Below are 26002 nucleotides of genomic sequence, written 5' to 3' on the forward strand. Positions count from 1 at the left end.
ATCACGCATAGAATAGCAGGATTTTTGCCTAAGGTGCCCGATCTTCAATTACCCGATCAATTAGCCCGTATTCTTTTGCTTCGTGGGCAGACATAAAGAAGTCTCGATCCATGTCTTTTTCGATCTTCTCTAGGGTCTGTCCGGTATTGCTAGCGTAGATGTCATTCAACTGTCTGCGAATGCGAATGATTTCTCGCGCTTCGATTTCGATGTCAGTTGCTTGCCCTCGCGTTCCACCAGATGGCTGGTGAATCATGATCCGAGAGTGGGGCAATGCTAAGCGCTTACCTTTAGTTCCAGCGGCAAGTAGGAAAGAACCCATTGAAGCAGCCAGACCCACGCAAATCGTCACGACATCTGACTTGATGTGCTGCATGGTGTCATAGATAGCCATCCCTGCTGTGACCATGCCACCAGGAGAGTTGATGTAGAGAACGATGTCCTTACCTGGGTCTTCAGAGTCCAGGTAAAGCATGACAGCGATAATTTGGTTGGCGATTTCGTCGTCAACATCTTTACCTAAAAAGATGATTCGTTCACGGTAAAGACGATTGTAAATATCGATCCATTGAGTATATTGCTCCCCCGGTAAGCGGTAAGGAACTTTAGGAACACCAATTGGCATAGAAGGCTCCGTGATGAGAAGGGGGTTAAAAGCGGACTTTGATAAAGCTACAGGGGCTTAAATTCATACTCCTGTGCTCCACTGAGAATGCGGCTATTGCTTTAAGCGCCGTCCTAGATCACGCCTGCTGGTAAAGGTCTTGGCAAATCAGCAGAAGATTCTAAAACGCGATCAATCAAGCCATACTCTTTAGCGGCTTCGGGCGACAGATAGAAGAGGCGATCCATGTCTTTGCCAATTTTTTCGGCAGTTTGTCCCGTATTGCGCGACAGGATATCGAGCATTGTTGATTTGTTTGCCAAAACTTCCTTAGCCCGAATTTGAATGTCAGTTGCCTGACCTCTGGCGTAGCTCTTGGGCTGATGTAAAACAATCGTGGCATTGGGAAGACTGGCACGGCAGCCTTTTGTACCCGCAGACAGCAGCATGGCTGCCATTCCCATCGCTGAGCCGAGGCAGATGGTGTGAACAGGAGGCTTGATGTAGCTCATCGTGTCGCAAATGGCAAAGGCTTCGGTTTCAAAGCCGACCGGTTCGCCGTTGTAATGAGAAGTGCCAGTCGAGTTGATATAAATCTTAATCGGCTTCTCTGGATCTTCGTACTGTAAATAAAGCAGTTCAGCGATAATCAGCTCAGTGACGGCTGGCACCAAGGGCATCCCCAAGTAAACGATACGTTCCTTGAGCAGAAGGGATGGCAAATCTGGAGGGGGTGTCCGGTAAAAAGCGTCTCCGTAGTAAGGAGATTGGACAGCCTGAATCGGTAAGTTCATAGCCTGCGATCGCCTGAAAAGGTGGCATTGTTTCTAACATAGTAGCGTGACCTGGAAAGCAATAGGGGTAGCCAACCTGTTCAGTCGGATTAGGGATATCCGAAAATTGAATATGAATTAGGATAATGTACCCTTGCTGTTCCGAAACACCTGCCGATTGGATTGAAGTTATTTGATTGTGTTGAAGTTATTCGTTTTGCCCGTACCTAGGAGCTTCGTGTCATGAGAGTTGGTCTGCAAGCTGCGCTGAATGATGCCAATTTGGATGCTGCTCAGTCCAGCAGCCAACGGCAACTGGCGATCTCGATTTCGGCGATCGCTGAGTCGGCAGGTAGAAGTGCCCCGCTAAATCTGTGCTTGGTTCTAGACCACAGCGGTTCTATGCACGGTCGCCCCCTGGAAACGGTGAAGCAAGCCGCTCACCGAATTGTCGATAGCTTGTCACCTGGCGATCGCATTGCAGTAGTGGTGTTTGACCACAAAGCCAAAGTGCTGGTGCCCAATCAGGTAATCGACAACCCAGCCGGGATCAAGGTGGAGATTAACAAGCTCAAAGCCAGCGGCGGAACGGCGATCGACGAAGGCATGAGGCTAGGCGTCGAGGAACTGGCAAAAGGCAAGAAAGACACTATCTCTCAAGCATTTTTACTGACTGACGGCGAGAACGAGCACGGCGACAACGATCGCTGCTTGAAACTAGCTCAACTGGCAGCAGGCTACAACCTCACCCTTAGCACATTAGGCTTTGGGGATCATTGGAACCAGGACGTTTTGGAACGGATCGCGGATGCAGGCGGTGGAACGCTATCTTACATTCAGCAACCCGAAGAAGCAGTTAATGAGTTTAGCCGCTTATTTAACCGAATTCAGTCTGTCGGTTTGACCAACGCTCACCTCATGTTGTCACTCACGCCAAACATTCGTCTGGCAGAGCTAAAGCCACTCGCCCAAGTCGTTCCCGACACAATCGAGCTATCGGTCATCCAGGAAGCAAATCAGGCGATCGTGCGTCTTGGCGACCTGATGGTGGATGCTCCTAGAGTCGTGCTGGCGAACCTCTATGCCAGCCAGCTTCCCGAAGGGCGACACCCGATCGCCTATCTGCAAATTCGCTATGACGATCCAGCACAGGGACAGGAAGGGCTATTGTCTGAAAAGATCCCAGTTGAGGCAAATGTTCTCAGCGCCTTCCAGCCAGACCTCAATCCTCAAGTTCAGCAGCATGTGTTAGCTCTGGCGAAATATCGGCAAACCCAAATTGCCGAATCAAAACTGCTCCAGGGCGATCGCGTTGGAGCCGCCACAATGCTCCAATCTGCTGCCAAAACTGCCCTACAAATGGGCGACCAAAATGCCGCCACTGTTCTACAGGACAATGCAACTCGATTGCAGTCTGGAGAAGAACTGTCAGAGAGCGATCGCAAGAAGACTCGGATTGTTTCTAAGACGGTATTGCAGTAGTGGAAGGAGCTAGGGACTAAGGGCTAGGGGTAGAAGTCTCGTACGAGGCTTTGCCTCTTGTACCTCATATAGAAGAAGAGTTTCGCTAAAAGTATCTCCAGATCGAACCTGGAGATGGAGGGTATTCCTCAAACATAGAGATGAGGTCAAATTTCTAATCCCTAGCCCCCAACCCCCAGCCCCTAGTCCCTTTTCTTCGCTTTCCAGGTGCCACCGTAGGTGTAATAGGGATTGTTGTGGCTGACTGTAGGGAAGCAGCGATCGCAAACAAAAAGCCAGTCTCCAGACTCATCGATCTGCACTCGGTAAAGAACTGGTGCAGGTTGAGTGCAGCGATCGCACGGCTTGATCCGTTGGCGCATCAGGCAACTACAGTTGCTTCAGGACGGGCAAAAATCATTCGCCCAGCAGAAGTTTGCAATGCTCCGGTGACAATCACGCAAAGCTCATCTCCTATGTAAGGATTGCCATCTTCTACAACAACCATCGTGCCGTCGTTGAGATAGCCTACACCTTGAGTAGGTTCCTTGCCCGATTTGACAATCTTGAGATCAATTGTGTCACCGGGTAGATAAGCCGGACGAATTGCCTGCGCCAAATCGTTGATGTTTAGAACAACAACTTTTTGTAAACTAGCAACCTTGTTCAAGTTGTAGTCGTTGGTCAACAGCGTTCCGTTAATTTCTTGAGCCAGTCGCACCAGCTTTGCATCAACGGTAGGTACATCTTCGTAGTCTGCTGGATGGATCAAAATCCGCTCTGGGAAGTTTTCCTGCATCCGGTTGAGAATGTCTAACCCGCGCCGTCCGCGTACCCGCTTCTGGTCGTTAGACGCATCCGCAACCTGCTGAAGCTCTTGCAGAACAAATTGCGGCACCAGGATTTGACCTTCCAGGAAACCTGTGCCCAGCAGATCTTCGATCCGCCCATCAATAATGCAGCTTGTATCCAGCACTTTGGTAGTAGAAGGCTTCAAGGTTCCTTCTGCCAACAGCATGGTCTCTACACTGTGTGGATTAATCAGCCGTAGCAGTGCCCGTCCATGAGTATCGGCAAGACTTATGCCTGAAAAGGCAAACATGACACTGCCCAGTACAGCCGCCAAAGGTTTGATGAAGGCAAACTCAATTGGAATGGGGAGCAAAAAGATTGGTGCCAGCAGCAGATTTGCAACCAGTAAACCCAGTACCAAGCCGACTGAACGACTGAGCAACACGTCCACAGGCATTTCCCGAACTTGCCGCTCTAAACGGCGGTAGCCCGTTTGAGCAGTTAGCCCAACTGCAAAGCCAATTAAAGCGCCAAAGCCTGCCGTGACTAAACTCAAACCTTCCAGGCTAGTGACCTGTTCGAGTGTGTTGTTTGGCAGCAGTTCAACGCCATAAAAGCCGATCCCCGCCCCTGCTAGTATGAATGAAAAGATAATAATTGCGTCGAGCATAATTCAATCCAATTGAATGAATGGATGGATTGCAGTCTGACCAAGCTCTGATGACATCAGGTGAATCATTAGATTCCGATTACATCAAGTGAATACCAAGCTAAGTTCTAAGCTGATCAAACTTTTTCTGGCAGGGCGCAAGCAGCGCTAGAACTGGGCTTAGTAAGTACTTTTCCAGCCTTCATTATATCCTTCAGCGGGTAATGCAGTTTTTGACACTTCTACCCAGAAAACTGGCTAAATTAGGGCGGTTAAGCCGAACTATAGGCAACAAAGCGACTCAATTTCTGTCGTTTAAGGTTGATTTTGTTAAGGATTAAATTAGAGATGAAAGGCAAGGATTCACTTCAGCAATTCTTTGAATAAGCGTTGAACTTGGTGATTAATCTCGATCGAAATCATTCTTTACAAACACCAGCTTTTGAATATGGACATCCCACAGCCGCTTACGTCCATATTCCTTTTTGCCGTCGCAGATGCTTTTACTGCGACTTTCCCATCTCAGTTGTAGGCGATCGCACTCAAGGCGAAAATTCGGGGGCGATCGCCCAATACATCAACGGCTTGAATCAGGAAATTCTTACCACCCCATCCTTTGAGAAACCGCTGCAAACGGTATTTTTTGGGGGTGGCACTCCCTCGTTATTGTCAGTTGGGCAACTTGAGCAAATTCTCAAAGTTTTAGACCAGCAATTTGGCATTGCCTCATCGGCTGAAATTTCAATTGAAATTGATCCCGGCACGTTTGATCTAGCTCAGCTCAAGGGCTACCAGGCGGCGGGGATCAATCGGGTAAGTTTAGGAGTACAGGCATTTCAGCCAGAGCTATTGCAGGCGTGTGGGCGATCGCACACTGCCGACGATGTGTACACTGCAGTCGAGTTAATTCATCAAGCAAATGTATCCAACTTCAGCCTGGATTTGATCTCTGGGCTGCCGCATCAAACGCTGGAGCAATGGCAAGAATCGTTGCAGCAGGCGATCGCGCTCCATCCAACTCACCTATCGGTCTATGACCTGATTGTTGAACCCGTCACCGCATTTGGGCGACAGTACAAACCGGGAGCAAAACCCTTACCTTCTGATGAAATGACTGCCCAAATGTATCGGATGGCAGAGCAGGTCTTGAGCACAGCCGGATATGAGCATTACGAAATCTCCAACTATGCTAAACCGGGACATCAGTGTCGTCACAATCGGGTTTATTGGGAAAATCGAGCTTACTACGGCTTTGGCATGGGTGCAGCCAGCTATGTGCAAGGGCAGCGCTTCACCCGACCCCGGACACGACGGGAATATTTTCAGTGGGTCGAGGAGTTGGTAGGAAATAGAGGGGCGATCGCTTGCCCACAAACGCCAATCTCAGAGATGCTTCTAGACACGCTGATGCTGGGGTTGCGCCTTGCCCAAGGGTTGCGCCTTGCTGATTTAGCTCAGCGGTTTGGAGCAGCAGCAGTAGATCAAATTTTGATCACCTTGAAACCTTACTTTCGTCAGGGCTGGGTTGAACTATTTGACATAGAAACCAGCCGCTTAGTCGAACCTAATTTTGGGCTGAATCAATTCTCACCCACCCTATCGCTCCGACTCAACAAGCCAGAAGGTTTTTTGTTTTCTAACACCATCCTCACTTCTCTATTTGAGCAAGACTTTATAACGTTTCTCTAAGAAGAGGTTACAGGTGGAAGGGCACCCCACGAAGCGGGGTGCCCTTCCACCTGTAGCCCTAATTTTTGGACAATGAGACTCTTTTGTAGAGATGCAATGAATCGCATCTCTACAAAAGAGGAAACAACGAACACAAGACTACAGCTGACTTAGCCAGGGACTAACGTCTAAGGATAGCTTTTGTCCCAGTAGGAGCAATTGACGAATCTGAGATTGATCCCAGGCTCCTGAGACTTGGGAAGTTTGACCACCCTTTTGAGTTTCATGCTGATAAATCTGCCATAGAGAAAACTGGGGCAAGATTTCGTTGTGCAAACTTTTCAGGTAAAGCTCTTGCACTCGGTCAAGCGGCAGATTGAGATGCAGTTGATTCCCCAGATCAATCAGTCGTTCTAACAGCTGCGTGTCTGTTTCAACGGTCTTGGGGTTGAAGTTGTGCAGCAGATGCCAGAGCGATCGCAAGATTAGTCGCTCCAGAATTTGGCTGATTTCGGGCACTTTAAGCTGACAGTGCAGGTGATTGGCTTCCGTGGCGATCGCCTCTAGTTCTGCCAGGTGACTCAGGCAAAGCTGGAGATTAATGCTGGTCAAATCACTCGTTTCCCGCTCTAGCGCCTGCAAGGAAACGACGGCTCGATGCCCAATGGCAATTTCGGCTGCGACCTGAAGCTCTTGCGGTACTTCCAGGTGATCCCGATGAAATGCCATCAGCACGCCGTAGTTGTCCCGATAAACCTGAGTGTAAAGCTGATCTAGTCGGGTTAGAGTTTCCTGACTCAGCAGCCGCATGATTCGATGGCGTTCTTCAGCAAACAGGTCTTGCAAACTGAAGGACTGATCCCCAAACAGGCGGCTCATCGTCAGAATGGTTTGAGCGGCACTGGCCTGCTTAAGTGCTTCAAACAAGTTTTCCTTAAGCTGGCTGTAGCTGCGCCGTCCCGTAAAGGGTTGAATGCAGCAGTGAAAATCCCAGCCGCCCAAATGTAAAACGGCAAACACAAGGTTTGTACTCTCTCGCGTGATCTCAGAGATCATCTGAATTTGCCCTACCGCTAGCGTTAGCGATCCCATCCGCTGGAGCTGGTAATCGGCTTGATGAACGGTGTAGCAGTAAACTCGCTGATCCTGAGAATAGGGCGTAAACAGAGAGCTAATGGCATAGTGAGCTGCAACTTGAGCCGGAGTAATTTGAGCTGGGGCAACAAGTTGTCTGTAAACCTCAGCGCCATTTTGAAATACGTCAACGTTGCTAGGGGCAGCGGTAAGGCGTTTGACAAAATTCTTCTCTAGCTGAATTCCAGCAACATCTCCTGCCAACTCGATCGCCCGAGCCGCATAGCGCAAGATCTGCACCCCTTCTGGGCGAGACAGTTCTTCAAAGAACCAGCCGCAGCTTGTGTACATCAGCAGGGTATGACGTTGCATCTCTAAGAGGCGCAGCGCATCCACTTTCTCACTAGCGGTAAGTTTGTGCGATTGGTGCTGAGCCAGAAAGCGGTTGATGCTGTTGGGGCTGCGATCGCGTACCACGTCAATGTATTCATCCCGCGCCTGCCAGGGAGCTCGAAACAGCTTTGCACCTGCCTCTTCGTATACTCTGACTAACTGATCCCGCAGCCAATCGAGCGAATCACGCAGCGGTCGTCGCCACTGTTGATTCCACAAGCCACCACCTCCACAGCCGCAGTCTTCCTGCCAGCGACCAACTCCATGAGAGCAACTCCAGGCTGTAACAGGCTTCAGTTCAACTTCCCAAGTGGGCGGATTGAGGCTGAGGAAGTGAGCAAAATTGGTGACTGTCCAACCGCGTTGAGGAAACTCTTCGGTTAGCGCGTAAGCTAACGCTTTCTCAGTACCTCTCTTGTGGTGCCCAAAGGTTTCACCATCGGTTGCGACTGAAATCAACTGGGCAGAGCGATGATCCCCACGCACGGCCTGCCCGATGCGGCCGGCAAAGTGTTGGGAACTGCTCAAAACATCGTTAAAGCCCATATCGCGGGAGATCGGGCCGTCATAAAAGAAAATGTCGATGTAGTCGCGGTTGCGATCGCCATTAGGTAAGAAGCAGCGGTAAGGCTGAATCGGATCAATTTGACCACCGCCAACCTCACGCCAGGGAGAATCTGCCTGATCCCGGTTGGGTAAGGGACGGCAACGCTGCGCTTGGGAAGGAGCCAGGACAATAAAACGAATTCCTTCTGATACCAGAGCTTCTAACGTGGCGTAGTCTACGGCCGTTTCGGCTAGCCACATCCCCTCGGGATCACGCCCAAATCGAGAACGGAAGTCCACCTTGCCCCAGCGAATTTGGGTGTATTTGTCGCGCTCGTTAGCCAGCGGCAAGATCATGTGGTTATATGCCTGGGCGATCGCATTTCCGTGCCCATTCAACCGCTCACAGCTTTTGCGATCTGCTTCCAGGATGCGTCGGTAAGTTTCTATGTCATAACGCTCCAACCAACTCATCAGTGTTGGGCCAATATTGAAGCTGAGGTATTCGTAGTTGTTGACGATCCCGACTAGTTCACCTCGATCATTCAAAATCCGCGCAAACGCATTGGGACGATAGCATTCGTGGTGAATTCGCTCATTCCAGTCGTGGAACGGTGCTGCGCTGGATTGACGCTCGATCGCATTTAAATAAGGATTCTCACGAGGTGGCTGATAAAAGTGTCCATGAACCGTGACGTAAACCCCTAGCGCAGTCCGTAGAGGATCATGTTCTGCACGGGGATCGCCTGTGGGGGGCGATTGAGTTTGGTTAATCTCAGAAGACAAACGGGGATCAACTCCCAATTTGGTATCCTCTAGAGTTAGCGATCGCGCAAAAGATTCTAAATTGCCAGAAGTCATGAAGCTTTGTCCAAATTGAATTGATTTGAAGTAGAAATACGCAAGCTTAGATTCGGAAAGCTTTATTCACCAAGTGATCCCCAAAGCCATATGTGTTCGAGGGCTACTTTGCTTCTGCAAGCGTCATAGCTTCAAATGAGGATCAAAATCTAAAAATACTGATGGGGATCACCCTGCATTAAGCAGTCGTATTAAATCCAGTAGCAAAGCAGGGTTTAGAGCTAGCCCACTAAAAATTGAACAGATTGGTCAAATGTTGCAGCTATAGGCTTGACCTGGTGCAACCTAGCTGAAATTTGAGTCTGAAAAGCTTAGCTGGAACGCAACTTAGTAGAAATCGGAATCAGTCCTCTGGCTGAATGCAATCGTCCGCTACTGTTGCCGCTCAACTTTAGAAGGCAGGGCTATTGAACACAGCAAAATTTTTCGAAGTATTTTCAAAGCTAAACTGCATAGCGCTCCCGCCTATCGAGTTTTAACAGTTCATAACAAAGTTTCACTATTTTTGAGTATTGAGCGAAAAATCGTTATCAAATTGCCACGAGAGAAGGCATCATCATTTCTAGAAACAGTCCCTACAAATTCTAATTCAGGGATCAAAAGATGTTTCAGGGTCGACTGCTATAGCAATCCTAAATGATTGAAACTATTGGGATTCACAATCTCTAATGTTCGCTGGTTGAGTTTATGCTTTGCAAATCATTCTATTTGTGACGATCGATGAACACATTCATTTGTTTCATCTCGACAGCTCCAAACAGATTTGCAAACGCTACATCAGCCGCATCACGCCCGATTCCAATGCGAACGACCCCGTCTAGTGGGACTAATCGAGTGGGATCAAACAAGTACCAACCACCTTCCAGGTAAGCTTCTAAGCAGGCGTGGAAGTCGGGCGGATATAGCTTATAGGCATAGCAGGTAACAAACCGAGCCGGGATTCCTAATGCTCGACAGAAGGCGATCGCCAAATGGGCAAAATCCCGACATACTCCGGCTCTTTCAGTCACGGTGTCATAAGCAGAGGTATGAGAATCACTGCTACCAGAAAGGTACGTTACGTTGTCGTAAATCCAATTGCAGATTGCTGTAACTCGTGAATAGCCAGGAACCAAATGGTCAAATTCGGTGTTTACCAAGCGGGTTAACTGATCCGACTGACAGTAGCGACTGGGATAAAGATAGGGCACTACTTCGAGTGGCAAATCAGCGATGTTGACCTCGTTCACATCGCTGGGATCAGGCTTTTCATCAGGCTTTTCGACACTTGCCTGGTAGGAGATTTTGATCTCTCCTACCGAAGCGTTAACCCGCAGAAAACGATTCTTGAGAACGGGATCGCGATACTCCTCAACGGGAGTCGAAGGAGTGATAACTAGATCCTCTTCAATGACGGTCTGATGACCATCAGGCACAGCAATATTGAAAATTAGGGTGCTGGATTCATTGATAGCGTAGCTGAGCTGACAGCCAAGGTTAAACTTCATACGGGTTGAGCAATTTCACTGCCTATCGGGGAAATGAGTCCGAAACACTGGTGACATCATAAATTCCCCAGTCTTGAATACCGTGCTTGCTGAGAATAGAAGCAGCTTGGAGGGCTTCTTCGCCTGTGCCGCTCACCATGATCAAGCTGGCACCTGCGCTGAGGCGATCGCCATACACTCTCGCCTGCTCTCCTGGAATACCTAAGCGAGTTAGCGCCGAGGCAAAGTTTCCGCTTTCTGCCAGAGAAGACTTGATCGTTGGGGCAGCTTCGCCGACAACTAAAACTTCTCCCAATCCAGGAATCATAACCGTGTTCAGTCCAGCTAACAGTCCTGTGATCCCGCCTAAAGAACTGGATGCGGTGGGTCTAACCCGACCTTCAGAGTCAATTCTTGAAAGCGGATTTATGGGTTGATTGCGGTGAACTGCTTCTTCCTGTCCGCCATCGCGCGACACAATCGAAATTCTGTGCATGGTGAAGTTTGAGTTTCTCAGAGCTTCTAGCGCCTGTTCTAACCCGTGCTGATCATAGAACACGCCCATTGCCCGCTTGGTGTTACCTGCTACTGTCTCAGTTACGGGCGCTGTTGCACCAATCGGGCGAGCAACTGGGCGATCGCTTGAGTAGTCTACAGGTTGCCTAACTCGTGACGGCACAACAGGGGTCTCAGTTCGATGAATGGGTTGTACCTGACCAAGATTGCGATCGCCTGGTTTAACCACCCCTAAATTTCGTGGCGCTTCTAGAGGCGTTTCAGTATAAGCAGTTCGTCCTGGAACTGCCTGCAATGCGCCTATTTTTTCTACCACATTGCTACGATGTCCTGGCGCATCATAAACTCCAAGGTCACGAATACCCTGATGCCGTAACGTATCTTCGGCACGACGAACCTCTGGCTCTGTACCTTTTACCAGAACTAAGTATTCACCCCGCGCCACCCGATCGCTATAGGTCCGCGCCCGATCCTCAGGGATACCTAACCCAATTAGGGCACCGACTAACCCTCCTGCTGCCGCTCCTGCTGCACCCCCAACCAATGTTGTAATCAGTGCGGTTGCGGCTTCTCCAACTAAAAAGATTCCAGTGAGTGCCGGAATGGTCAGAGCACCTAGACCTACCAGCAAGCCTGCGACACCACCCAAAATGCCACCCCCTAAGGCACCTGCTGTGGACCCTTTATTCGCATGGTTCCCCTTCTGATCTCTGATTTCGACCCCAGCGATCGCCTCTTGTCTAGCAGCATTTCGCGCCACAATCGTCACCTGACGCATCGAAAAGCCAGAATCCCGGAGCGCTTGAAGTGCAGATGCCGTTGTAGGGCGATCGGGGAATACCCCAACAGCACGCTTTTGCTTGCCCGAAACCATATTTTCTTCCTCGTAGATGGGATGAATGCAGTTCCCAGTAAGTTCACAGTCATCTAAAATCGAAAACTTTAACTTGCTAGCGTAGAAACTTACTAGCTCCCGCTAGTTGGGACAAGGTTGGTTTTACTTTCCTCATTCTTTGTATCGATCTTCGCCTATAGAATTCATCGCCCTAGGGATGTAATTTCTCTCTGAGAAATCAGTTAGAAGAAATACATCTTAAAGCTACAAAGCTGCCTTAAATCGGACTGATTGCTCTCAGTTATGCTGACCAACCGACAAAACTCGGTTCAAGAGAAAAGTCGTAAAAAGTTTTCAGTTCTGTAACCAATGATCCTGAATTATTCTGCAAGTTGAACAATATTTATTTAGTGAGTTAAATAAAACTAAGTTACGTCATAGCCTGGTTGGCGGATTGATTCAGGATATTGGCCCATTTCGCCAAGAAGCAGTGGCAACCAGTTAAATTTCTCCTCTGTTCATGTTCGGGAACCTTTCCTCTGGTGTAATGCCAGAGGTTTTTTTTGGAGCGATCGCGTTATCCCTTTCTCACCGTTGGGCAAAATCAGCCCATGCATTTCATTGCCTAGTGAATGCCCAACTGTGAGGATTTGTTGTGCGTCTATCATCCTGGTGGATTCGGTTTTACCTTCTGTTTGTTCTGGGGCTATTGCTGTTTTTGGGTTTTAACCACTGGCGGCAAAGTTCAGCCCTCCAGCCAGCACTGGAGCCACTACCTCAAGACCGATTCATTCAGGTTTACTTTAACCATTCACAAGCGGCGACCTATACCGAACCCTATCGATTGCAGGAACGGTTAGGAGACGACTTAGAACAGGTCATCGTGGAAGCGATCGCCACTGCCCAATCATCAATAGATGTAGCTAGCCACGAGTTTCGCCTGCCTCGGATTGCTCAAGCGCTTCAGGAAAAGCAGCGAGTTGGCGTACGGGTGCGCGTCATCATAGAAAACGAATATAGCCGCCCTTGGAGTAGCTTTACAGCCGAAGAAGCAGGTCAACTGGATGAGCGTCAGCAAGGAAAATACCTGGAATTCTTTCAGCTTGCAGACCAAAATCAGGACGGACAGCTTACCCCAACCGAAATCAATCAGCATGACGCACTCGTGATCCTGCAACAAGCCCGGATTCCGGTCATCGACGACACGGCTGATGGCTCCAAAGGCAGTGACCTGATGCATCACAAGTTTCTGGTGATCGATCATCGACTGGTGATTGTCGCTTCGGCTAATCTGACTACTAGTGACGTTCATGGGGACTTTCTTGCCCCTCACAGCAGCGGCAATGCCAACAACCTGGTGAAAATTGACAGCCCAGAACTAGCTCAGCTCTATACCCAAGAATTTGAGTTGATGTGGGGAGACGGTCCGGGTGGAGCCTTAGACAGCAAATTTGGCTTACAAAAACCACCCCGTCCCGCTCGAACCGTGACACTGGCACCCGGCTCGACCGTTACAGTGCAATTTTCGCCAACCTCAACCTCTTTACCCTGGCAGCAAAGCACGAACGGGCTAATTGGCAGAGCCTTGAACACTGCGACTCAAACAGTTGATACAGCCTTATTTGTATTTTCTGACCAGAATCTCAGCAACGTTTTGGAAACTCGCCATCAGCAAGGCATTCAGGTTCGCGCTCTGATTGATTCTGGCTTTATCTATCGGGACTATAGTGAAGCGCTAGACATGATGGGGGTTGCGTTAAAGAATCGGCAGTGTCGCTATGAGGAGGGGAATCGTCCCTGGAGTGGGGCGATCGCCACAGTCGGCACTCCCAGCCTTGCAGAAGGCGATCTGCTGCATCATAAGTTCAGCATGGTAGACGAACATCTCGTCATCACTGGGTCACAAAATTGGAGCGCAGCCGCTAACAATAGCAACGACGAAAACTTACTGGTAATTGATAATCCCACTGTTGCAGCACACTTTCAGCGGGAATTTGCCCGGCTTTACGAAGGAGCAAGTTTGGGCGTGCCTACTTTTTTGCAGCAGCGAATCAAAGAGGAACAAACCCGTTGTCCATAGGTTGCAGTTTTAGCTAATGCGCCTATAGGTTTCATATCTGAAACCCGGATGCTTTTCCTGATTCACGAGCTTAAATTGGCTGCCGATTAAATGCTGATAGTCTGGGAAAAAAGTATCCCCTTCAAAGTTACCTTCTACTAAAGTTAATTCCAGCGTATCTGCCAGGTTTAACGCTTGCGAGTAAATGGAAGCCCCTCCCACAATAAAAGCTTTCTCTTGATTCGCAGCATTTTTTAAAGCGTCTTGAACAGAATTAACAAAAGCCAGTTCAAAAGGGTAATCATGGCAATGCTCTGAGACATCTTCTTGTTCAGGACTGGATGAAACAACAATGTTAAACCGCTTTGCCAAGGGACATTTCTCGACATCGAATTCCCAGGTTTTTCGACCCATGATCACGGGATGACCCAGCGTAATGTCCTGAAACCGTTTGGAGTCTTGAGGAATCCTCCAAGGCAGCTTGCCGTTTTTACCAATTACTCGATTAGATTCAGCAACAGCGGCAATGATAATTACTTCAGGTTTTTTCATTGTTTGATAAATTTAGGTAAAAGAAACCAACCATTCTAGTTAAATACCAATCGTTTACATTTCAGATTTAACCTTTGATTGGTATTTAGAAAAGTGTCTCTAGAGAAGGAATATGCGAGCGCCCCTTGCATCTTAAAGTTGATATCTTTAAGCTAACTCTGTTCTAACTGACTTTGCAATTCAGCAGTTCGTTCTGTAGTGACTCGCTCCAGGCAACCGTAGTAAATCGTCGGTTGAATTGAGCCCCCTTCATACTGGCTGCTCTCTGCCTCGCAGGTTTGGTCGCGATACTCAATCCAGGCGAGTTCTGCGTCAATCAGCTCTTCCTGTTCCTGGCTGTTGAGGCTGGACTTGAGTTCCTGATAAACCCGATTTAGCTCTTTGTCAGCTGTTTCATAAGACGCCTGAGCGCACTGGTTGATTTCAGCTTGGGTTTGAGCATTGGCACAGTCTGCTGATGGAGCCGATGCTTGAGCCGATGTAGTATCAGGAGCCGAGGAGCTAGCCGCCGGGGCTGTAGGTTCAGGTGCCGCTTGGGGAGGTACTGCTTGGGACGGTTCTGACTCTGACTCTGGTGAAGGGGTAGCAGGTTCGACCGGAGAAGCCGCGGTTGAAGTTTGGGTAGGGTTAGCTGGGCTGGCTGAACTCGCTTGAGGAGAGTCTTGACTGCGAGAAAAGCAGCCAGGAGCGATCGCCAAAAGCAGGATCGCCAGCAATCCAGGTAGGTGTTTGGCTGTAAACATCAATTTTTCCCTTAAACGGTTTTAGATACAGTAAAAGCAAAATCAATAGACTTGAGCAACCTGCTATAGAGTCAAAAGACTTAAAATTGCAGCATATTCTCCATAAATGGCAGATTCAAGCAGTTTGCTTTAAGGGCAAAGCGGCAAAGCATCTTGTTGATGGTCTGAAAAATGAGTATTTTGACAGGAGACTTCACCGTGAGTCTGTTCTGTCCTGGATCTGTCAATGCCTGAACCCATTCTTTACGTTGCAATTACCAATCATGGCTTTGGTCACGCCACCCGCACAGCAGCAGTAGTGAGCGAAATTAAGCGGCTCTGCCCTGAAATGGTCATTGCGCTGGTGACGACGGCTCCTCGCTGGCTGCTAGATTCTTACATTCAGAGTGATTTCATTCATCGTCCGCGTGGGTTTGATGTGGGGGTGCTGCAAAGTGACAGTATCACAATGGACAAACCCGCTACGTTGGAAAAGCTGAAGCAGATTCGGGCACAGGCAAATTCACTGATTGCCTCGGAAGTGACCTTTATTAAGCAGAATCGGGTTGGTCTGGTGCTGGCAGATATTCCACCGTTAGCAACGGCGATCGCCCACGCTGCCCACGTTCCCTGCTGGATGATCAGTAATTTTGGCTGGGATTTTATCTACCGTGCCTGGGGCGGTGAGTTTGTTGAGATGGCAGACTGGATTGTTGAGCGCTTTGGGGAATGCGATCGCCTCTTTCGCCTACCATTTCATGAGCCGATGTCTGCCTTTCCTCACATCACTGATGTGGGACTGACCGGCGGTTCACCCCGCTATGTGATCGAGGAATTGCGGACAAAGTTTAATCTGACTAAACCACCAGAACAAACTACCTTGCTGACCTTTGGCGGCTTAGGGCTTGACCAAATTCCCTACCAAAATTTAGAAAATTTCGCTGATTGGCAGTTTATTACCTTTGACCGTCAAGCTCCCGATTTGCCAAATTTGCTCAAGATTACCGACCGTCACTACCGACCCGTAGATTTTATGCCACTTTGCGGTCGAGTTGTCTCAAAGCCTGGATACAGCACTTTTGCTGAAGCTTGCCGTCTAGGAGTGCCAATCGTTTCTGTTACCCGTGAGGACTTTGCTGAGTCGCCCATTTTGCTGGAAGGCATTCAGGACTACGCCCACCATCGAATTTTGCAGCCTGCTGAGTTCTTTGGCGACTGGCAGTTTTTGCGAGAACCCATGCAGCCACCTCGACAGTCACAGCCTTTAGCAGTTGATGGGAATGAGGCGATCGCTCAGTCCGTCAAAGATTATTTCTATTAACATAGCTTTATTGACATCGCTATTGACATCGCTTTGCTGAACTTCAACCCGCCCAACCCATGACAGCAGCAGTCAACTCGTTTGACCAGAATCTGGTTTCTGAGGAAGCCGAAGAGAAAACTGAAACTTTCACAAACCAACCCATTCCTGCCGAATCGGGCATGACAGCTTTAGTAGAAACTCCAACAGAGAGTGTTGCCGTTTCAACGATAGAGCTGGCCGCTAAGGACGTGCGCCTTGTGCTGACCGAGCAGAGAGAGCAAAGTCAAATTCTCACGACAAAGCTCAACATTCTCTTTGTCACGAATGGGGCTTTGCTGACCAGCCTCAACATTTCCCGTTTGATGATGATCCCCAGCCCGTTTAGCATCACTGAAGTGATTGGGTTTTTAATCAGTTTCACGCTACTAGTAAGGGCATTTCTCCCTCGCCAGGTGGCAGTTAGCCCGAATTTAGAAGACCGTAAATTTTTGGAGAAATATCTGGTTTTGTCACCAGACGAATACCAGCTACAGATGCTAGTTAATTTGACCGAGACTTATAATGCAAATAAGCAGCGACTTGATGATGTTTCTCAAACTTTGAGGTACGCCGCTTATGCTACTTGGGTAATTGCTGTGGTGATGTTAATGCATATGGTGGTAGTTTATTTCCTGATATGAATCTGATCGGGGTTCGTGCTTGAGAAATGCCGCTGCAAATTGCTTGAGATAACCGCTAACTTATGGAAGCTAAACCAACTGATAGCTCTGTGCTTGAGAAGCGTATCCGTTTGCCAGAACCCGATATGTCTAATATCACGGTTCTGACGCGCCAGTTGCCAAATGAGCCGATCTTGCCCTGGCACCGTTACGACTCTCCCTGGCTTAACCCAGAATCAGAATCGCTAGATGCGTCAGAGGCTGAAGCAGATCAGGCAGCCAACCAAACGGAAGACGATTCTGCAAGCATGGAACTGGAAGAACATCAGGCTGTTGAGAGCGAGGGTGATGCTGTACTGCCCGATAGCAGCCTCACTGACACTGCTAGCCCAACTGACACCGCTCAGGCAGAATCCGTTTCATGAGTCATTACCAGCAATTAGTCAAAGTCAAGACCAACGGCAAATCGATTCATAAGATCACATCAAAAATCGAGTCTGCTGTGTCTAAGTCGGGTATTAGCACCGGGCTATGTACGTTATTTTTACGGCACACGTCAGCCAGTTTAATTATTCAAGAGAATGCTGACCCCGATGTGCTGCGAGATCTGGCAAATTTTTTGGCAAAGCTGGTGCCTGAGGGCGATCGCTACATCCACAGCACCGAAGGTCCAGATGATATGCCTGCCCACATTCGTACCGTTTTGACTCACACCTCAGAGCAAATTCCGATCGCCCACGGTCGGCTCATGCTGGGAACCTGGCAGGGCATTTATGTCTGGGAACATCGGCAGCACAGCCACCTGCGTGAGGTGCTAGTGCATATTAGCGGCGATTAGGCTTACACAATTCCTGCACGCAATGCAACGACCGCAGCCTGCACCCGATCGTCTACCGCAAGCTTGTTCATGATTCCACGAACGTGGGTTTTGACCGTGTTGGGGCTGAGGTAAAGGGCAGCGGCAATTTCTGGGTTGCTATAGCCTTCGACCATTAGCTTGAGCACTTCTAGCTCTCGTTGTGAAAGTTGACCAACTGCGCCTACATCAGTTTGCGTCGGAGGCTTCAAATGATCTAAAACTCGGCGGGCAACGTGGGGATCAAGATAGCTGGCTCCTTCTTGAGCAGCGGCGATCGCTGCCAACAACCGATCAACGCTCGTGCCTTTGACGCAATAAGCATCCGCACCGCTAGAGAGCGCCCCAATCACCTCATTCTCCGTAGTGTGAGAGGTGAGCATGACAATGCGTACCTCTTTGAGTGATTGTTTGATTTGCTGGGTTGCAGCAATGCCGTCCAATCGAGGCAACCCAATATCCATCACAATAATGTCGGGCTTCAGCTTGAGGGCTTCTTCAACTGCTAAATAGCCGTCATCCACTCGACCCACAACTTCAATGTTGGGATAAGCTGCTAAAGACTGCTCTAACCCTAGCTGCATCATTGGGTCATCTTCGACAATCAAAACCCGCATGGGTGGCAGTTCGGAGAATGAATTCATAGGGGCACTTCTTTCGGGAAAGATCTGGCTACAGTCCAAGCCACCGACAGACTAACCTAACGAATTCTAGATTACCAGTAAGAATCGGCAAGTTAAGCCCAACTTAAGAGTTTCAACGTTTTCAACAACAGCAGAAACAGCTGGAGTGGCATCGGTGAGAAGTTTACTATGACGTCAGCCGAGCAGCGATCGCATACAGCAACGAACTCAACAGCAAAGCGGGTAAAAAGGAAGCAATTCTGACCTGAGCAACCTCCAGCAAATTTAGCCCTAACCCCATAATCATTAGCCCTCCTACGCCTGTAATCAGCATCACCTGGGGCGCAGTAGCCGGATCAGGCAGTGTTTGGGCAAGCGCCCCTGCCGCCAGAGAAATTCCGCCCTGGTAAATGAGGATAGAAAGGGCAGAAAAGCCAACACCAATGCCAAAGCTGCTGGTGAGGGCGATCGCTGCTAGTCCATCCATCGAAGCCTTCAGCGTTAGCAACGTGTTGTTGCCGACTAAGCCGTTATTTAGACTGCCAATTAACGCCAGCGGACCCACACAGAACAATAGACTAGCGGCGACAAATCCTTCCGTAAAGCTGCCTTTGCCTTTAAACCGATGCTTCAACCAATTGCCTACCGCTTCTAGGAGAAGCTCTAACTTCCACCATTCACCCAGTAGCCCACCCAGGACAAGCGCCAGCAACCCTAAAATTACTCCATCGACCTGACCTGCCTGCGCCTCTCGCAAACTTCCAGCCATGCTAAAGCCGATGAACAGCGTCACCAACCCTAAGCCCTGAGTAATCACCTTCTGCATCTGTCCAGGTAGCCGCCCCCGCAGAAACAGCCCTAGCGCAGTACCCAAAACAACTGTAATGACATTAATCCAGGTGCCGCTGGTTCTTACCCAAAAATCGAGTGCCATAGACGCGCTGCAAATAAGTGATGGAATTTAGCAATTCCGTCACCTATTCAACCATTACGCCTGCACGAAAAAATCCTACTGTTGCGTGAACTCGCATCTTCACTCTATAAGGGCGAAGCATTCGGCAAGCATTTTCTAGCTCACAACAAAGTTCTTTGCCCGAACGCTTCGCCTCTACAGGGATTTGTGGTTTTGCAGTTTGGAGTATGCTTCTATCTAAGCAACTTTATCGCATTGACTCACCCGGAACCCTTCCATGCGTAGATCTTCCTCATCTACATTTGCTTCTCTAGTGGTCACAGCGCTAAAACTCCTGATCCGAGTTTTAGTTCGGCTGCGGGTATTTTGGATTATTCTGATTGCGGCTCTGTTTCTCTCTGGCTGCGTTAAGTATGACGTGGGTGTTCACTACGACAGCCAGAATCATGGAACCCTTGTACAGCATGTGCGGTTGAGCGATCGCCTCACTAGCTTTAGTGATGCTGCCCAGGAATGGCTTCGTAGCGTTGAGCAACGGACTAAGCAGTTGGGTGGGCGGGTCAAGCGCGTCTCGGATCAAGAGTTGCGGGTGACGATTCCGTTTAACAACGGGGCAGATCTGGAGGAGAAGTTTAATCAGTTCTTTCAAAGCCAGGCAGAAGCTTCTGTTGATGATTCCACTGCTGAATTAGGCTTGCCCGAACTCACCTCGCATCTGACGTTAACCGAAAGCAATCTGCTGCTGCTAGAGCGCAATCGCCTTAGCTTTGATCTGGATTTGCGATCGCTTGGTGTTCTCTCTAGCAAGGGCAATCTGTTGGTCAGTCCTGGATCTCTGATCGATCTAGAATTTAGCCTGGATAGTCCCTGGGGTGCCCGTAGTGTCAATTCCTCTAGCGAAGCCGTGCGCCAGGGAAAGCAGCTTGTCTGGATGCTCAAACCGGGAGAAATGAATCACCTGGAAGCTATCTTTTGGATTCCCAGTCCGCTTGGAATCGGCAGTGTGGCGATCGCCCTACTCGTTATCAGCGGCAGTTTCGTAAAATCTCTCCTGGAACCTCAACCCGAAATATCAGCGGTCGAATCAGCACCAGAAATATAGCTCCCTTTCTCACTAACGCCAAAAAGAAAGCGGGCGACGATAGCGAATATCTAAATTATCTGCCAGATTTTCCTCTCCCCAATCCAACGGATGGCTTTCCTCTGTTGGAACAACGCTAACGCCTAGTTCTTCGGATTCAGTTCGAAGGGTAGAGGGTTTCAGGGCAGGTGCAGTAGGGCGGGATTGAGAAATCGCTCCATTTTGAGCCAAGATTCGAGGACTAACAGAGCCACGTTTTGGTTTTCGGGCATTGGGAGGCTGTCTCAAACGCTGGGAAACCATCAAGGACGCGATCGCACAGCTAAAGGCGATCGCTCCAAATGACCAGAGCGGTAAGGAATCTTTGTCCTCGACGGAAGGGGACACTGGTGTGTCAGGTGACTCAATGGCAGCTGGTTCTTGAATTTGTTCGCTCTGAGTTACAAATTCAGGGTTAAGCAAAAAGCTATTGAGCGTAACCTGGACAATAATCAGCAAGATTGTCCACAAACTGCCCCAAAGTAGAAACGGATGTCGGCAGAGTGCCCGCATCAGCAGGGCAAAGTCTGATTTGCTCTGACCAGCAGCAGGAAGAACGAGTTGTCCCACTGCTGGGTTGGCTGTCTGATTGTGAATCTGATCCTTTTCCATCTGCAACCTCAGCAGTACAGAGCCAGACTATTTCTAATACGTCACGCTTGATACTAGCTAGAATCTGGTCTGCTGCGCCGAGGAGGCATGAGAGTTTAGGAACCGCGCTCCAGCGCAAGCTGGATTAGCTGATCGACCAGTTCTGGAAAGGCAACACCACTGGCTGCCCAGAGCCTTGGATACATACTAGTTGCTGTGAATCCAGGCAAGGTATTAATTTCGTTGATGAAGACTTCACCAGTTGCCTCAACGTAGAAGAAGTCTATCCTGGCTAGCCCTGCTGCATCAACTGCGGCAAATGCTTTCAGTGACATTTCTTGGATTTGCTGAGCGATCGCTTCTGGTAAAGGGGCAGGAATCAACAGTCCTGCTAATCCCTCAGTATATTTAGTTTCGTAATCATAAAAATCGCTCTCATAGGTGATTTCACCGATGACGGATGCTCTAGGTTGGTCATTTCCTAAGACGGCGCATTCTACCTCACGGGCAGTGACTCCAGCTTCGACAACGAGGCGGCGATCATAGCTGGCGGCATTGTCTAAGGCTGCTTCGAGTTCGGGGCGCGATCGCACTTTGGCAATTCCAACTGAGGAACCCAGGTTGGCGGGTTTAACGAAGCAGGGATAGCCCAGCGTTTGTTCGATTTCGTCACATAGTTTTGGGAAAACACAGGGGTTCGACCAGATTTGCGAACGGTTGACGGCTACGTATTTGACTTGGGGGAGCCCAGCCTGGGCAAAGGCCATTTTCATGGCAATCTTGTCCATTCCCAAGGCGGAACCGAGAATGCCTGAGCCCACAAAGGGAACTTGCATGAGTTTGAGTAATCCCTGAACGCTGCCATCTTCGCCGTTTGGCCCGTGCAAAATCGGAAACCATACGTCTACATCTGCAACTTGGGCGGGAGACTGCCAGCGCAATTTCTGAGAATCGGTAGTTTGAATATCAGTAGGATTTTCGGCGCTTCGCTTTTCACCAGGTAAGGCGGGGTTGGATGCGGAAAGTTGCAGGGGGGTACCGCTTTCGAGTACCTGTTGGGCGATCGCCGCTCCTAGCCAGCGACCATCTTTTTGAATGTAGACGGGGTTGATCTGGTATTTGTCGGTGTTGGCACCGGAGCTTAGGGCTTGGGCGATCGCCTGAGCAGACCGAATTGAAACTTCATGCTCTCCTGAACAGCCGCCAAATAGTAGCCCGACTCGCAATACCATAGCCCTAAACTCCTGCCACTCGTTGTTCTATGTATCAGCAGTAACATCCTGAATGACTGCTGGTCATGAGACTAAATTTAATTACGCAGATAGCGTATCATAGGCAGTTCTGATTCCTCGTCTCAGTTGAGTCTTTTTCTGGGGACTTGCCCCCAGCCCCCACTGGGGGACGAGGCGCGTCCCCCAGACCTCCTCCGCAATGGATTGGGGACAGGTGGCATGGTGCGCTTCGCATTGGTGGGAGGCAAGTGCTTGGTGGCTCCCTTGGTTTCGCTTTGGATCATTTCAAAATAAAATGACTCAGGGTGCCGAGTATAGATTTTGCAAGAATGCTCATGGCAGTGCTGCGTTGGAGGAGGCAAAGCAAGCTTATGCCTCGCGTTGGCTGTGCCACTACCAATATTTGGGTTGACGATGACACAAAAAATCAAGATTGCTGCTTGGCTGAGTCGGTTTTTGGTGTTGGGTTTGGCGATCGCTTCACCGCAGGTTGCTAAAGCATCGGGCGAAATTCGCGTGACGCAATCAAGTGATGATGTAGTTGCTGAACTGTCTTATAGCGGAGAAGTTTTGGGGGCTGAACCGTCTCAGTTCGCCAACTTTAAGCTGCGAATCGTCAGAGCGGGTCAGACTTTGATCGATCAGGATCTTGCCACTGCCCGCAGCACCTATGGCAACCCGTCAAATATACAGTCGCCGGGCAATCGTCCTTTCCCAGAATCACTCAAGGTGGTAGACCTGAATCAGGATGGTGAACTGGAGATTTTGTTTGACTTCGGCGATCGCCCTGGAGGTTGCTGCACCTATACCCAAATTTATCGTTTTGACCCTGAACAACAAACCTATTCCTACACGGAGCATTTTTGGGGTTATGCGGGTTATCGGCTGCGCGATTTGAATGAAGATGGAGCGCCAGAATTTCTGACAAATGATAATCTGTTCGCTTATCCGTTTGGCTTTCCATCGGTCGAGATGTCGGAACAGCTTCAGGAAAGCAGCTATTCACCCAGTGTTTTGCCGCTGCGGGTACTGCAATATCAGGATGGCAGAATGGCTGAGGTGACGCGCCAACACCCACAAGAGATTGGTAGTCATGCCTACATTTTGTGGTCACACTACTGGCAGCGCCAGAGCAGTGGAGATACTAACGTTAGGACAGACCCTACGATGAAGGTAGTCTGGGCAGCTTATCTGGCAGATAAACACTTGTTAGGGCAGGCGCAGGAAGGTTGGCAGATGGTAGAGCAGGCTTACCAGGGAAGCGATCGCCAACAATTCTTTAACAGTCTCCGCACTTTCTTGCGTGAAAATGGCTATGCTCAGGAGTCATAGCTTCTGATCAGCGGTTGTTCAACTAGCGATCGGTCAACTGCTGCTTGAGATTACGAATGGCAGCGCTGGTGTTGCGTTTGTAAGCAATCTGGACGCAGCGAGCGATCGCCTTCCCTAATCTAAAATGTAAACACCCTACGCTTTTGTCTCATGCTTGCAACTTCACCTTCCCTTATTGAAGTAGTTCATTTATCGGGAATTAGCTGGCAGACCTATGAAACGCTGCTGGAAGAATTGAGCGATCGCCGTCTTCGCCTCACTTACAATCGCGGCAATTTAGAAATCATGACCCCTTCTCCTGAACATGAACTTGGCAAAGAAGTTTTAGGTCGTTTCGTAGAGACGATCGCAGAAGAGTTGGCGGTGCAAATTTATCCTCTTGGCTCAACTACATTCAAACGTCCTGAACTGAGCGGGGCAGAACCCGATAAATGTTTTTACATTCGTAATATTGCTGCGGTTCGAGGAAAGAAGCGATTGGAGCTCGGCAAAGATCCTGCCCCTGATTTAGCTGTTGAAATTGATGTCACCAGTAGCTCTAGCGATCGCCTTCAGGTTTATGCGGACTTGGGTGTAGCAGAAGTCTGGATTTACAACGGGAAATTGCTGGTGATTAAGCAATTACAAAATGCTGCTTACATTAATTCCCAAACTAGTCAGTTCTTTCCAAATGTACCCGTTCCAGAAATTGCCGGATTTTTACAGCAGGCTGAGACAGTTGATTACCTGGAGTTGGTGAAGATTTTTCGGCAGTGGGTGAGAAACCAGCTTGGGTGAGGGGCGATCGCTAAAAACATGAATTTAATACAGCGTCAGCATCAACTGCTTCCGATAATCCTTTGTCAGCGGATGGTCGTCTCCTAGCAGATCAAAGATGGCAATCATAGCTTTTCTAGCGCCGTCGTTTTTGTATTTGCGGTCTTTCCCGACGATCGCCAAAAAGCCTTGCAGCGCCGCTTCATAGTTCTGCTCTAGCGCTAGTTTGGAGGCATTCGAGAACTGCTGGTCTAGCTCAGACTCGATCACCGGATTGTCAGTTTCTTGCTGAAACTGAATCATCGCTTTGATTGCTTGCGCTTCTGCAAAATAGCCCTTCTCATGTTCTTGAATCGTTGCCAGCATTTTCTGGGCAGGCTCCAACTGATTCAAACTGAGCAGAAATTTGGCAGCTTCTAAAATCAGCTTGCGGTCTTCAGGATATTTCTGAAATAACTGATCAAACTGCTGTTTTGCCTGGGCTGGGTTATTTGCGGCGATCGCCTCCCTTACAGCTTCCAACCCCAATTCCAACTCTGACTTCAGCCCAAGCTGAGCCAGCAAATCTCGAATCTCAGCTTCGGGCAACATACCTACAAAGCCGTTGCTGAGTTCACCATGGCTCACCACCCGCACATCAGGAACGCCCTCAATTCCATAAGTGCTCGCTAGCTCTGGGTTTTGGTCAATGTCTACTTTCGCCAACACAAAGTCATACTCTTGGGTCAGCTTTTCCAAAACCGGCTTGAGCATCTGGCAGGGTCCACACCACTGAGCAAAAAAGTCTACCAGTACTGGCTTTTCGTAAGACTTTTGCACCACTTCAGCCGCAAAATTTGCATCACTAACAACAATAGAAGATCCCATATTCATTTCCCTCCTGTGTCTAGATTCTACTGATGTGGGTGAAGGTTGAAAGGGAGGAATAGCAAGGTTAAAGCTTTCCTTTAGGTTTCATCAGAATGCTGTTTCACATATTCGTAGATGGCGATCGCCCCTGCCGTCTGCACGTTCAAAGACTCCACTAACCCAAACTGCGGAATCATCACCATCTGATCACACAATTCCAGCACATTTGAGGGAATGCCTGTGAGTTCTTGTCCGAGAATCAGAACAGACTGACGCGGAAAGGTGAACTGGGTTAAAGGAATTGCTTCTGGGCTGGTGTGAAGAGCAATGAGATTGTAGCCTGACTGCTGTTGTTGGGTAAGCAAGGTGAGCAAGGATTCAACGGGACAAATGGTGAATGGTTGCCAGTGGTGAGTGGAAGCGGACAGATTTTTGAAGGCAGGAGTTTGGATGATCGCCCCATCTGCTAGCACCAGCGATTCCAACCGAAACGCCTCAGCTGTGCGGCACAGTCCTCCCAGATTCGCCGGATTTTGCACCAGAGTGGCACAAACAATCAAACTGTGACGGGACAAGTTTGCGTAACTGTCACGGCCAACCGTTCGATTCCCTACAGCTCGATTTGCCACAGTTCAACTTACGCCAGTGCATTCTGCCAATAAATATACAGGACTGCTTCTGTTTGCGTATGTCCTACTCGACTCAGAAAATCAACTTTCAAACTCAAAAACCTGATTCTAGATTTAGAAACAAGGTTTCAAACTCAAAAACCTGATTTCAAACTTAAAAACCTTGTT

25 protein-coding genes are annotated in these 26002 nt (G+C 49.1%); 10 read left to right on the forward strand and 15 right to left on the reverse strand.

All coding sequences use genetic code 11. The features are described from left to right. Positions 1-28 precede the first annotated feature (28 nt). Together H6F88_RS22875 and H6F88_RS22880 are read right to left on the reverse strand one after the other, a co-directional pair. Positions 29-625: an ATP-dependent Clp protease proteolytic subunit gene (locus tag H6F88_RS22875; protein WP_199313491.1), complete on the reverse strand. Its 597-nt coding sequence runs from the start codon at positions 623-625 to the stop codon at positions 29-31. A gap of 113 nt (positions 626-738) precedes the next feature. Next, positions 739-1398 carry an ATP-dependent Clp protease proteolytic subunit gene (locus H6F88_RS22880; RefSeq protein ID WP_190645037.1) on the reverse strand — a complete coding sequence of 220 codons (660 nt, stop codon included), beginning with the start codon at positions 1396-1398 and terminating at the stop codon, positions 739-741. 222 nt (positions 1399-1620) lie between these two features. On the opposite strand from H6F88_RS22880, the gene H6F88_RS22885 reads away from it, so the two are divergent. Further along, entirely contained in the window at positions 1621-2859 is a 1239-nt protein-coding gene (locus tag H6F88_RS22885) for a VWA domain-containing protein (RefSeq protein WP_190645038.1), read from the forward strand. A gap of 182 nt (positions 2860-3041) precedes the next feature. On the opposite strand, the gene H6F88_RS22890 is transcribed toward H6F88_RS22885, so the two are convergent. Together H6F88_RS22890 and H6F88_RS22895 are read right to left on the reverse strand one after the other, a co-directional pair. Beyond that, positions 3042-3221 (reverse strand): hypothetical protein, encoded by a 180-nt coding sequence (locus H6F88_RS22890; RefSeq protein ID WP_190645039.1) that lies wholly within the window; start codon positions 3219-3221, stop codon positions 3042-3044. Then, the gene (locus H6F88_RS22895; protein WP_190645040.1) at positions 3221-4300 is read right to left on the reverse strand and encodes a PIN/TRAM domain-containing protein; all 1080 of its coding nucleotides are present in this window, start codon (positions 4298-4300) and stop codon (positions 3221-3223) included. The genes H6F88_RS22890 and H6F88_RS22895 overlap by 1 nt, the downstream gene beginning before the upstream one ends. Positions 4301-4678: 378 nt before the next feature. Here H6F88_RS22895 and hemW point away from each other — a divergent pair, with 378 nt between their 5' ends. Beyond that, entirely contained in the window at positions 4679-5968 is a 1290-nt protein-coding gene (gene hemW, locus H6F88_RS22900; protein ID WP_347277733.1) for a radical SAM family heme chaperone HemW, read from the forward strand. Positions 5969-6106: 138 nt separating this feature from the next. On the opposite strand, the gene H6F88_RS22905 is transcribed toward hemW, so the two are convergent. The 3 genes from H6F88_RS22905 to H6F88_RS22915 form a co-directional block, all read right to left on the reverse strand. Continuing rightward, positions 6107-8821 carry a DUF3536 domain-containing protein gene (locus H6F88_RS22905; RefSeq protein ID WP_190645041.1) on the reverse strand — a complete coding sequence of 905 codons (2715 nt, stop codon included), beginning with the start codon at positions 8819-8821 and terminating at the stop codon, positions 6107-6109. A 704-nt stretch (positions 8822-9525) separates the two neighbouring features. Then, on the reverse strand, positions 9526-10308 hold the full coding sequence (locus tag H6F88_RS22910; RefSeq protein ID WP_190645042.1) for a transglutaminase family protein: 783 nt from the start codon (positions 10306-10308) through the stop codon (positions 9526-9528). 22 nt (positions 10309-10330) lie between these two features. After that, positions 10331-11677 (reverse strand): general stress protein, encoded by a 1347-nt coding sequence (locus tag H6F88_RS22915; RefSeq protein WP_190645043.1) that lies wholly within the window; start codon positions 11675-11677, stop codon positions 10331-10333. 670 nt (positions 11678-12347) lie between these two features. Between H6F88_RS22915 and H6F88_RS22920 the strand changes: the two genes are divergently transcribed. Next, positions 12348-13718 carry a phospholipase D-like domain-containing protein gene (locus tag H6F88_RS22920; protein ID WP_347277735.1) on the forward strand — a complete coding sequence of 457 codons (1371 nt, stop codon included), beginning with the start codon at positions 12348-12350 and terminating at the stop codon, positions 13716-13718. Positions 13719-13727: 9 nt separating this feature from the next. Here the strand turns inward: H6F88_RS22920 and H6F88_RS22925 are convergent, their stop codons facing one another. Together H6F88_RS22925 and H6F88_RS22930 are read right to left on the reverse strand one after the other, a co-directional pair. Further along, complete coding sequence (locus H6F88_RS22925) at positions 13728-14249, reverse strand: dihydrofolate reductase (protein ID WP_190645044.1); 522 nt, start codon at positions 14247-14249, stop codon at positions 13728-13730. Positions 14250-14401: 152 nt separating this feature from the next. Further along, positions 14402-14992, reverse strand: coding sequence for a lysozyme inhibitor LprI family protein (locus H6F88_RS22930; protein ID WP_190645045.1), 591 nt, complete (start codon positions 14990-14992; stop codon positions 14402-14404). A gap of 226 nt (positions 14993-15218) precedes the next feature. On the opposite strand from H6F88_RS22930, the gene H6F88_RS22935 reads away from it, so the two are divergent. The 4 genes from H6F88_RS22935 (at position 15219) to H6F88_RS22950 (ending at position 17771) form a co-directional block, all read left to right on the forward strand. Continuing rightward, complete coding sequence (locus tag H6F88_RS22935) at positions 15219-16292, forward strand: glycosyl transferase (RefSeq protein ID WP_190645046.1); 1074 nt, start codon at positions 15219-15221, stop codon at positions 16290-16292. 161 nt (positions 16293-16453) lie between these two features. Beyond that, positions 16454-16954, forward strand: a complete 501-nt coding sequence (locus H6F88_RS22940; RefSeq protein WP_190645095.1) for a hypothetical protein — start codon at positions 16454-16456, stop codon at positions 16952-16954. 62 nt (positions 16955-17016) lie between these two features. After that, positions 17017-17358 (forward strand): hypothetical protein, encoded by a 342-nt coding sequence (locus H6F88_RS22945; protein WP_190645047.1) that lies wholly within the window; start codon positions 17017-17019, stop codon positions 17356-17358. After that, entirely contained in the window at positions 17355-17771 is a 417-nt protein-coding gene (locus tag H6F88_RS22950; RefSeq protein WP_190645048.1) for a secondary thiamine-phosphate synthase enzyme YjbQ, read from the forward strand. The genes H6F88_RS22945 and H6F88_RS22950 overlap by 4 nt, the downstream gene beginning before the upstream one ends. Before the next feature lie 2 nt (positions 17772-17773). Here H6F88_RS22950 and H6F88_RS22955 read toward each other — a convergent pair whose 3' ends face one another. Further along, entirely contained in the window at positions 17774-18406 is a 633-nt protein-coding gene (locus H6F88_RS22955; protein ID WP_190645096.1) for a response regulator, read from the reverse strand. A gap of 193 nt (positions 18407-18599) precedes the next feature. Further along, on the reverse strand, positions 18600-19346 hold the full coding sequence (locus tag H6F88_RS22960) for a DUF554 domain-containing protein (protein ID WP_190645049.1): 747 nt from the start codon (positions 19344-19346) through the stop codon (positions 18600-18602). 256 nt (positions 19347-19602) lie between these two features. On the opposite strand from H6F88_RS22960, the gene H6F88_RS22965 reads away from it, so the two are divergent. Beyond that, positions 19603-20427, forward strand: a complete 825-nt coding sequence (locus H6F88_RS22965) for a DUF3153 domain-containing protein (protein ID WP_190645050.1) — start codon at positions 19603-19605, stop codon at positions 20425-20427. 12 nt (positions 20428-20439) lie between these two features. Here the strand turns inward: H6F88_RS22965 and H6F88_RS22970 are convergent, their stop codons facing one another. Both H6F88_RS22970 and H6F88_RS22975 read right to left on the reverse strand, forming a co-directional pair. After that, positions 20440-21057 (reverse strand): hypothetical protein, encoded by a 618-nt coding sequence (locus tag H6F88_RS22970; RefSeq protein ID WP_190645051.1) that lies wholly within the window; start codon positions 21055-21057, stop codon positions 20440-20442. 95 nt (positions 21058-21152) lie between these two features. Further along, complete coding sequence (locus H6F88_RS22975; protein WP_190645052.1) at positions 21153-22268, reverse strand: D-alanine--D-alanine ligase family protein; 1116 nt, start codon at positions 22266-22268, stop codon at positions 21153-21155. Between the two features lie 414 nt (positions 22269-22682). Here H6F88_RS22975 and H6F88_RS22980 point away from each other — a divergent pair, with 414 nt between their 5' ends. Together H6F88_RS22980 and H6F88_RS22985 are read left to right on the forward strand one after the other, a co-directional pair. Then, complete coding sequence (locus tag H6F88_RS22980) at positions 22683-23600, forward strand: hypothetical protein (RefSeq protein ID WP_190645053.1); 918 nt, start codon at positions 22683-22685, stop codon at positions 23598-23600. Positions 23601-23750: 150 nt separating this feature from the next. After that, positions 23751-24377 (forward strand): Uma2 family endonuclease, encoded by a 627-nt coding sequence (locus tag H6F88_RS22985; RefSeq protein WP_190645054.1) that lies wholly within the window; start codon positions 23751-23753, stop codon positions 24375-24377. A gap of 24 nt (positions 24378-24401) precedes the next feature. On the opposite strand, the gene H6F88_RS22990 is transcribed toward H6F88_RS22985, so the two are convergent. Beyond that, positions 24402-25223: a tetratricopeptide repeat protein gene (locus H6F88_RS22990; protein WP_190645055.1), complete on the reverse strand. Its 822-nt coding sequence runs from the start codon at positions 25221-25223 to the stop codon at positions 24402-24404. 80 nt (positions 25224-25303) lie between these two features. Next, positions 25304-25834 carry an RNA methyltransferase gene (locus H6F88_RS22995; RefSeq protein WP_190645056.1) on the reverse strand — a complete coding sequence of 177 codons (531 nt, stop codon included), beginning with the start codon at positions 25832-25834 and terminating at the stop codon, positions 25304-25306. Between the last annotated feature and the right edge of the window lie 168 nt (positions 25835-26002).

This window comes from Oculatella sp. FACHB-28 (genome assembly GCF_014696015.1).
Taxonomy (GTDB): domain Bacteria; phylum Cyanobacteriota; class Cyanobacteriia; order Elainellales; family Elainellaceae; genus JAAUTN01.

Bases quoted from the DNA above. Each gene is read 5' to 3' on its own strand.
- H6F88_RS22970 (WP_190645051.1), bottom strand. From the start codon at position 21,057: ATGGAAAAGGATCAGATTCACAATCAGACAGCCAACCCAGCAGTGGGA.
- H6F88_RS22985 (WP_190645054.1), top strand. From the start codon at position 23,751: ATGCTTGCAACTTCACCTTCCCTTATTGAAGTAGTTCATTTATCGGGA.
- H6F88_RS22915 (WP_190645043.1), bottom strand. From the start codon at position 11,677: ATGGTTTCGGGCAAGCAAAAGCGTGCTGTTGGGGTATTCCCCGATCGC.
- H6F88_RS22875 (WP_199313491.1), bottom strand. From the start codon at position 625: ATGCCAATTGGTGTTCCTAAAGTTCCTTACCGCTTACCGGGGGAGCAA.
- H6F88_RS22905 (WP_190645041.1), bottom strand. From the start codon at position 8,821: ATGACTTCTGGCAATTTAGAATCTTTTGCGCGATCGCTAACTCTAGAG.
- H6F88_RS22930 (WP_190645045.1), bottom strand. From the start codon at position 14,992: ATGTTTACAGCCAAACACCTACCTGGATTGCTGGCGATCCTGCTTTTG.
- H6F88_RS22940 (WP_190645095.1), top strand. From the start codon at position 16,454: ATGACAGCTTTAGTAGAAACTCCAACAGAGAGTGTTGCCGTTTCAACG.
- H6F88_RS22965 (WP_190645050.1), top strand. From the start codon at position 19,603: ATGCGTAGATCTTCCTCATCTACATTTGCTTCTCTAGTGGTCACAGCG.
- H6F88_RS22975 (WP_190645052.1), bottom strand. From the start codon at position 22,268: ATGGTATTGCGAGTCGGGCTACTATTTGGCGGCTGTTCAGGAGAGCAT.
- H6F88_RS22960 (WP_190645049.1), bottom strand. From the start codon at position 19,346: ATGGCACTCGATTTTTGGGTAAGAACCAGCGGCACCTGGATTAATGTC.
- H6F88_RS22910 (WP_190645042.1), bottom strand. From the start codon at position 10,308: ATGAAGTTTAACCTTGGCTGTCAGCTCAGCTACGCTATCAATGAATCC.
- H6F88_RS22895 (WP_190645040.1), bottom strand. From the start codon at position 4,300: ATGCTCGACGCAATTATTATCTTTTCATTCATACTAGCAGGGGCGGGG.
- H6F88_RS22955 (WP_190645096.1), bottom strand. From the start codon at position 18,406: ATGCGGGTTTTGATTGTCGAAGATGACCCAATGATGCAGCTAGGGTTA.
- H6F88_RS22880 (WP_190645037.1), bottom strand. From the start codon at position 1,398: ATGAACTTACCGATTCAGGCTGTCCAATCTCCTTACTACGGAGACGCT.
- H6F88_RS22980 (WP_190645053.1), top strand. From the start codon at position 22,683: ATGACACAAAAAATCAAGATTGCTGCTTGGCTGAGTCGGTTTTTGGTG.
- H6F88_RS22935 (WP_190645046.1), top strand. From the start codon at position 15,219: ATGCCTGAACCCATTCTTTACGTTGCAATTACCAATCATGGCTTTGGT.
- H6F88_RS22990 (WP_190645055.1), bottom strand. From the start codon at position 25,223: ATGGGATCTTCTATTGTTGTTAGTGATGCAAATTTTGCGGCTGAAGTG.
- H6F88_RS22885 (WP_190645038.1), top strand. From the start codon at position 1,621: ATGAGAGTTGGTCTGCAAGCTGCGCTGAATGATGCCAATTTGGATGCT.
- H6F88_RS22890 (WP_190645039.1), bottom strand. From the start codon at position 3,221: ATGCGCCAACGGATCAAGCCGTGCGATCGCTGCACTCAACCTGCACCA.
- H6F88_RS22925 (WP_190645044.1), bottom strand. From the start codon at position 14,249: ATGAAAAAACCTGAAGTAATTATCATTGCCGCTGTTGCTGAATCTAAT.
- H6F88_RS22945 (WP_190645047.1), top strand. From the start codon at position 17,017: ATGGAAGCTAAACCAACTGATAGCTCTGTGCTTGAGAAGCGTATCCGT.
- H6F88_RS22950 (WP_190645048.1), top strand. From the start codon at position 17,355: ATGAGTCATTACCAGCAATTAGTCAAAGTCAAGACCAACGGCAAATCG.